At 56.3% G+C, this 6,361-nt stretch carries 10 protein-coding genes and 1 tRNA gene; 7 read left to right on the top strand and 4 right to left on the bottom strand.

The window, feature by feature from the left end; genetic code table 11:
• The 5 genes from WA989_RS18190 to WA989_RS18170 form a co-directional block, all read left to right on the top strand.
• On the top strand, positions 1-567 hold a 567-nt coding region (locus tag WA989_RS18190), incomplete at its 5' end, for an enoyl-CoA hydratase-related protein (RefSeq protein WP_424341885.1).
• Positions 568-652: 85 nt separating this feature from the next.
• Positions 653-982, top strand: a complete 330-nt coding sequence (locus WA989_RS18185; RefSeq protein WP_424341884.1) for a hypothetical protein — start codon at positions 653-655, stop codon at positions 980-982.
• Between the two features lie 68 nt (positions 983-1,050).
• Positions 1,051-1,614 (top strand): hypothetical protein, encoded by a 564-nt coding sequence (locus tag WA989_RS18180; RefSeq protein ID WP_424341883.1) that lies wholly within the window; start codon positions 1,051-1,053, stop codon positions 1,612-1,614.
• An 89-nt stretch (positions 1,615-1,703) separates the two neighbouring features.
• Entirely contained in the window at positions 1,704-2,915 is a 1,212-nt protein-coding gene (locus WA989_RS18175; protein WP_424341882.1) for an acetyl-CoA C-acetyltransferase, read from the top strand.
• Between the two features lie 53 nt (positions 2,916-2,968).
• Positions 2,969-3,055: transfer RNA gene (locus WA989_RS18170), tRNA-Leu, on the top strand.
• 10 nt (positions 3,056-3,065) lie between these two features.
• Here the strand turns inward: WA989_RS18170 and WA989_RS18165 are convergent.
• From WA989_RS18165 to WA989_RS18150, 4 genes are all read right to left on the bottom strand, one after another.
• Complete coding sequence (locus tag WA989_RS18165; protein ID WP_424341881.1) at positions 3,066-3,389, bottom strand: hypothetical protein; 324 nt, start codon at positions 3,387-3,389, stop codon at positions 3,066-3,068.
• 116 nt (positions 3,390-3,505) lie between these two features.
• Positions 3,506-4,162: a hypothetical protein gene (locus WA989_RS18160; protein WP_424341880.1), complete on the bottom strand. Its 657-nt coding sequence runs from the start codon at positions 4,160-4,162 to the stop codon at positions 3,506-3,508.
• 69 nt (positions 4,163-4,231) lie between these two features.
• The gene (locus tag WA989_RS18155) at positions 4,232-4,630 is read right to left on the bottom strand and encodes a hypothetical protein (protein ID WP_424341879.1); all 399 of its coding nucleotides are present in this window, start codon (positions 4,628-4,630) and stop codon (positions 4,232-4,234) included.
• 10 nt (positions 4,631-4,640) lie between these two features.
• Positions 4,641-4,985, bottom strand: coding sequence for a DUF883 family protein (locus tag WA989_RS18150; protein WP_424341878.1), 345 nt, complete (start codon positions 4,983-4,985; stop codon positions 4,641-4,643).
• A gap of 118 nt (positions 4,986-5,103) precedes the next feature.
• Here WA989_RS18150 and WA989_RS18145 point away from each other — a divergent pair, with 118 nt between their 5' ends.
• Positions 5,104-5,880 carry a Crp/Fnr family transcriptional regulator gene (locus WA989_RS18145; protein WP_424341877.1) on the top strand — a complete coding sequence of 259 codons (777 nt, stop codon included), beginning with the start codon at positions 5,104-5,106 and terminating at the stop codon, positions 5,878-5,880.
• A 51-nt stretch (positions 5,881-5,931) separates the two neighbouring features.
• A partial coding sequence (locus WA989_RS18140) for a hypothetical protein (protein WP_424341876.1) occupies positions 5,932-6,361 on the top strand: 430 nt, incomplete at its 3' end.

The raw sequence follows: 6,361 nt of genomic DNA, 5'->3' as shown, positions 1-6,361 counted from the left end.
GGCCAGACGGGCTTCGCGCTCGGCGCAGACGGCGGCGATATTGACCTCGCTAAGGGCCTTGCAGAGTTTCCCTGGCCGATTATCGGCGCGATCAACGGCTTTGCGATCACGGGCGGCTTTGAGCTTGCCCTGATGTGCGACGTCCTGCTTGCGTCCGAAAACGCGAAATTCGCTGATACCCATGCGCGGGTTGGCATCATGCCCGGCTGGGGGCTCAGCCAGAAACTCTCCCGCCTCATTGGGATTAGCCGCGCCAAGGAACTCTCCTTCACCGGTAATTTCCTTGATGCGGAGACGGCAGAACGTTGGGGGCTCGTCAACCGCGTCTACAGCGCCGACGACTTGCTCCCAGCCGCTATCAAACTCGGCCATGACATGGCGAGCTGCGAGCCGGACATGCTCAAGAAATACAAAAAAGTGATAGATGATGGGTTTGCCTCGAAATTCGGCGATGCGATGCGGCTGGAAATCGCGCGATCTGCAGAACATGCTGCAGGAGTGAGTGCAGAAAGCGTTGAGGCCGCGCGCAAATCCGTTACCCAACGCGGAAGGGGACAACAGGACTGAAACAAGCTAGGCTCCTGCCCGGGAGCAGGCGGAAATTCAGGGCCTCCGGCTCCCGACGATCCGGATCAGAATGTCAGGAGCCCCCATGTCCCTTCGTATATTATCGCTCGGCCTGCTTCCTTTGGCCTTGCAATCGCCTGCCTGGTCGCAAATCGCGACCAGTAATGAAGATGGCGCGACAGGTGCATACACGTCGGAAGTCGAGTCTTCCTTCACATCCGAAGGCCGCTTCGGCCCGCGGACCGCGCTGGATGACCTTCGCGCCGAAGTCGACCGGGACCGGGAGATTGTGGAAAAGGCGCGCTTGCAGAAAATGCGCGAAGTCAGTGAGAGCAAACCGGTCACCGGCCCTCCGCCGCCGCCTTCAGACGAAGCAGACGAGGAAACGGCTGCGCCTTCACCTGTTGAGGACTAGTCTCATTCAGGAACTCCCACCCGGCGTGCTCGTTGTTTTGGTGAACCTGGCAAAGCAAGGACACCTGAATGCCCGCCCGCCTGCTGATCGCAATATTCTTCACGGCTGCCATTGCTGGAACCGCGTCAGCCCAATCGGCGCATGAGGCGAGTACAGCCCCCGAGCGCAGCTTGAAACCGGCAATTGAGGAGCAGGCCTATATCTATGCGTCGGCGCCAGAACTCCTCGGCGGGCCTGTCCGCCAGCCGGGCGAAATCAGGGTTGCATCGGAACGCGGAGATGAAGCGGATCAGCTCAGTTATACTGTGCAAAAGTCGGCCGCCGGGTTCAGAGCACACTCTAAAGATGAACAGACCGCAGGGCCTACCTCCCAAGGCACGACACGAGTTGTGCTGACAGATGCCTATCGAGAATCTCAGAACGCATCGAACGACTATATCCGTCCGGGCACCCAGGTTCAGACGGCCAATGGCGTGCCGCTCGGCAGGGTGGCTCTGGTTGAAAAGGCCGACTCCGGGCGAGTGGATACAGCTTGGGTGAAACAGCCCAACACCAATTCGTCCAATCTGAAAGAAGTGGACATTCGTTCTGTCACTTATGCCAATGGCGAATTCGTCGCTGTGGGAGGGTGAGCCGGACTTCCGGGAAATTGCGGCGAACTGGCTCTTGTCAGCTCCTCCTGAATTGAGTGTAGTCCACACAATTTCTGGGAGGATTTTGTGTGAGAGATGCGGTTATTTGTTCGCCTTTGCGGACAGCGGTTGGTGGTTTTGGAGGCAGCTTTCGGGACGTCCATGCGCATGATTTGGCGTCAGAAGTTGTAAGGACGCTGATCCAGCGTACAGGACTGCCTCACGACGCTGTTGAGGACTGCGTTTTCGCACAATGTTATCCATCCATGGAAGCGCCGGCACTTGGCCGTGTCGTTGCACTTGATGCTGGACTGGCGATCGAAACAGGCGGAATACAAATTGACCGCCGCTGCGGATCTGGTCTTCAGGCCGTGATTTACGCGATCATGCAAGTCGCGACAGGCGCAAGCGATGTCATGATCGCAGGCGGTGCTGAATCCATGTCGAACGCGCCTTTCTTCTCAAATCATATGAGATGGCAGATCAAGGGCGACGGCCTTACCCTTCATGACGGTCTCTCACGTGGACGCTATACAGCAGGCGGCAAGAACTTTCCGGTCCCAGGCGGCATGATAGAAACGGCTGAGAACCTGCGCCGAGATTATCAGATTTCGCGAGAGGCGCAGGATGAGTTTGCCGTCAATTCCCACAAGAAAGCCGCCGCAGCGCAGGCGGCTGGCAAATTTCACGCCGAAATTATTCCCATCACTGTAAAGTCCCGCAAATCGGAGACAGTGGTCGACAAGGACGAACACATCAGGCCGGATTCAAATATCGAGAAACTTTCCACCCTTCGCCCTATCCGCGGCAAGGTTGATCCCGACGCGACCGTGACAGCCGGAAATGCATCCGGCCAGAATGACGGCGCGGCAGCCTGTATCGTCTGCACAGCGGAGGCGGCTGAGAAGTATGGTTTGACGCCGCTTGCCCGGCTGGTGTCCTGGTCAGTGGCGGGTGTCGGCCCTGGAGTGATGGGTATTGGGCCGGTCCCCTCGACAACCAAGGCGCTGGACCGGGCTGAACTGAAGCTGTCGGACCTCGATGTGATCGAGCTCAACGAAGCCTTCGCGTCGCAGGTTCTGGCCTGCACCAAAGCGCTCGGTTTCCAGAAGGAAGATTATGAGCGGCTCAACCCCAATGGATCCGGGATATCGCTTGGCCATCCTGTCGGTTGCACGGGTGTCCGTATCCTGACGACGCTGCTCAATGAGATGCAACGGCGTGAAGCGCGGTATGGGCTGGAGACGATGTGTATTGGCGGCGGCCAAGGTCTGGCAGCCATCTTCGAACGGGCCACATAGCGCCCGTCCTTGCGCGGGCAGGGGATTGACCATAAGAGGCGGTCACACGGGTTGCGGGCGTGGCGAAATTGGTAAACGCAAGGGACTTAAAATCCCTCGGCCTTACGGCCTTGCCGGTTCAATCCCGGCCGCCCGCACCAATCGGCAATTTTAGGAAACGGCGTCTTTGCCTTCAGTCGAATGCTCGGCAAAGGCTTCGATTTCAGCCTTGCACTCAGGGATTTCCTCAAGCGCGGTCTCACTGACGATGAGAGCAGAGCGCACCTCTCCATCCTGGCCTGAAATCGGGAGGGCAAACTGGCCCGTCTCATAGCCAAAGTCTGAGGCGACTGGAATGAGCGGAAGACCGATCTTGCAGGCTTGGCTCACCTCGCCTTTTTCTGCAGACGTGAGTTCAATCATGTCTGCTGAAGCTGTCAGTGCGCCTGTGAATGCGAATGACGCTGCGAGCGCTGTCTTGATTAAAATCTGCATGGGATCACTCCCTCGCTTTCTGCTTAATACCAAACAAAAAACGCCGCGGCACAGATGCAGTTCCACACGGGTATGACAATGTTTACGGTCGGGTAATGATTTAAGTCCGGGTCCGTTTACGCGCTATGCAGAAGGATGAACACGAAAGTAGAATAAAGGGCTGATAGTACAACGAATTTGCCGGCAGCGGCGAGCATGAAGGGGCGCAGGTCCTGCCAGCTGGTTTCTTTGGCGATCGCTGACACTTTCCCGGCCACTTCCTGGGTCAGATTGTCCATCTTGTGACCCGACAAGGCGAGCATGATCTGCGTAACTCGTCCGGTTTTTATTTCTCCTGCTTCGGTCAGAACCTGCTCGAACACCAGGGCGGCTACAGTCTCACTGACGGCCCGTTTGGGATGCCAGCCATGAGTGTGCAGCTCACTTGCGATCATCCGGCCCGTCGGGAAAAACACGATAAAATCGCGTATGACAAAGACGAGCAGTAGGGCGCCGACAATCAGCGACAATACGGTGTGGGGAACCAGACCCGTCCTGTAAGCGATCCAAGCGCCGACCAGCAATAATGTCTTGATGAAGACAGCCTGGACGAACTGCGTAATGCTGTTTCTGAGGTACAGCTCTGCATGATGCCGGATCCGCTCGCGCGCATCCTTCGCCGCCTGATCGATTATCGACTGTTTCTTGCGTTCAACCGCCGTATCAATGGCCTTACGGCCAAGGCTGACCCCTGTAGTAAGGGCTGATATGACGAGAAAAGCTGTTCTCAGCATGAAGCGCCCTCCGCGGGATTCTCGCAGGACGTCATCTGAGAACGCAATAATGGCATGGGCATGCCTGATCTAAATCAGTTCATCCACTAGCTTTTGCAAGCCTTTCGCTGCCTGATCTGGATTGGATACGATTAGGTAGCCGGCTGCCAGTGCCATGGACGCGGCAGCAATAGGCCGTTTTTCGACAATTGACGCAATCGTATCGAATGGAAGCTCGGCCAGCATATCGGCCGTCGCATTCTCGAATTGATCGAGCTCCTCTTCCGTCGTTTTGCTGGGCTTCAGGAAAATGATCGCGCAGATGCACCCGAAAAAGAGCATGACGCACGCCATCGTGAACGTCGCCCATATAAGTCCCATTACGGGCACAAGGGCGAGCGTACCAGCCACGCATAATGCCGTTGTGCCGATGAAGCCGAAAAAGGCTGCACCGACACACGCGGCAATCCTAAGTTTTGCAACATCCATTATGGGTTACCTAGCGGCGACGAAGTGCCGCGAGGAGTACCCCGGTTCCAAATGCGATGCCAACTGAGGTCAATGGATTTTCGCGAACCTTGTTTTCTACATATTCGCGACCGTTCGAGGCCTCTGATTTTGCCTTTTCGAAATATTCTTTCGACTGGGCATAACCTTTTTCGAGACCCTCCGAAGAGCGTCCCTTGATGTACTTGCCAGAGTTCCCGGCGAGAGAGGCGACATCGTCGCGCAGTTGCGAAAGATCGGACTTCAGAGCGTCATAATCCGACTGTGCTGCCTTTGCAGCATTGTCCGCGACCACTGTTGATCCGTTCGATTTGGTACTAGGTGACTTGGTAGCCATACATTTCTCCTCTAATCATCTATCACTACAATAACGGCTACAGCGGTAATCTGTTCCGAAAGTCGACGAAGACATCGTGAAATCAGGACCTTCGCCGCCCAAGGAGCTTCGAAAAGGCATGAAAGTGTTTAAAAACAAATTCGCTCAATATGTCGATCTGGCAGACGACGCCTGGTCGCCTCTGACCAAGCTAGACAAGAAAGATGGCATTTTCGACGCGGGCGAAGATCTGATCGTTGCCGGCGAAGACGCAAATGAAGTGTTCATTCTCCAGTCCGGATGGGCTCTGCGGTACCGGCTTCTGGAAGACGGACGCCGACAGATTGTCAATTTCATGCTTCCAGGCGACGTCTTCGACCTGCAGTCCCTCGCTGACCTGAAGGCCGACCACACTGTTACCGCCATAACCGAGTGCGAGGTTTCCGTAATTCCGTCGAAACCGTTTATTGCTATGCTCGGACAGTCGTCGCGGCTGGCCGCTGCATTCTGGTGGGCGGCGGTGCAGGAAGAATCGATCTTGCGCGAGCAGATTGTGCGGATCGGCCGGCGATCGGCTCGCGAGCGGATCGGCCACATGTTGCTTGAATTGCACCGGCGATATGTCGGCGCGACAGGCCAGGAGACAGATCAGCTCGTCATGCCTGTCACAAGGTCAGACATTGCAGATGCGCTTGGACTGACACCGGTGCACGTTTCACGAACAATGTCGGCAATGCGCAGGTCCGGGCTCATATCCGAGGAGCGGGGATCGATCATCCTTGAAGATCGGGAGCGCTTGGCCCGGCTTTCTCATTTTGACACCGACTATCTGCACCTCAAGAAGCTCAGCCTTATTACGCCGGACCGCCGCAGCCCGCCGAAACGCAATGGGCTACTACGAGTTGACGCAGATTAATGCAGCGAGCCGAGGGTGAGGTAGGATAACGAAAGGCTCGGGACATATTGCTTGACGAACTCCTCCATAGAATCGGACCCGAACGAACCGCTATTGCGCCGCTTGCGGCGAATGGGACTGATTCTGACCAGGGACCACAAACTCGCTGACAGTATTCTCAGAGAGGCCTTCTTAAGCGCTAACCGGGCGGGGAATTCGACCGACCGGGATTATTCCGAACTCGATCTGTTCGAACTTGGTTTCGACGCATTCGACGATGCTGTGCACCGAAAGGGCGCTGTTATCACGCCGACGCGGGCCGCTTCGAATGATGGATCCCTCGGCAATTGGGTCAATCAACTAACCTATGTCGAGCGTGTCGCGACTTCGCTGCTGCTTGTAGAGAGAATGACGCCTAAGCAAGCGGCAATCCTGTCGGGGCGCCCGCCCAACATTTTGCGGGTGGGTTTAACCAAAGCCCTTCAGAACTGTGAGAGGAATC

Origin of the sequence: Henriciella sp. (assembly GCF_049649345.1) — a bacterium.
Taxonomy (GTDB): domain Bacteria; phylum Pseudomonadota; class Alphaproteobacteria; order Caulobacterales; family Hyphomonadaceae; genus Henriciella.
The sequence above is the reverse complement of the archived record's forward strand: the minus strand, read 5'-3'. Positions and strand labels throughout refer to the sequence as shown.

Excerpts from the sequence above, each read along its gene's own strand:
- WA989_RS18185 (WP_424341884.1), top strand. The coding sequence starts at position 653 with ATGTCCCTTCGTATATTATCGCTCGGCCTGCTTCCTTTGGCCTTGCAA.
- WA989_RS18180 (WP_424341883.1), top strand. The coding sequence starts at position 1,051 with ATGCCCGCCCGCCTGCTGATCGCAATATTCTTCACGGCTGCCATTGCT.
- WA989_RS18165 (WP_424341881.1), bottom strand. The coding sequence starts at position 3,389 with ATGCAGATTTTAATCAAGACAGCGCTCGCAGCGTCATTCGCATTCACA.
- WA989_RS18160 (WP_424341880.1), bottom strand. The coding sequence starts at position 4,162 with ATGCTGAGAACAGCTTTTCTCGTCATATCAGCCCTTACTACAGGGGTC.
- WA989_RS18155 (WP_424341879.1), bottom strand. The coding sequence starts at position 4,630 with ATGGATGTTGCAAAACTTAGGATTGCCGCGTGTGTCGGTGCAGCCTTT.
- WA989_RS18150 (WP_424341878.1), bottom strand. The coding sequence starts at position 4,985 with ATGGCTACCAAGTCACCTAGTACCAAATCGAACGGATCAACAGTGGTC.
- WA989_RS18145 (WP_424341877.1), top strand. The coding sequence starts at position 5,104 with ATGAAAGTGTTTAAAAACAAATTCGCTCAATATGTCGATCTGGCAGAC.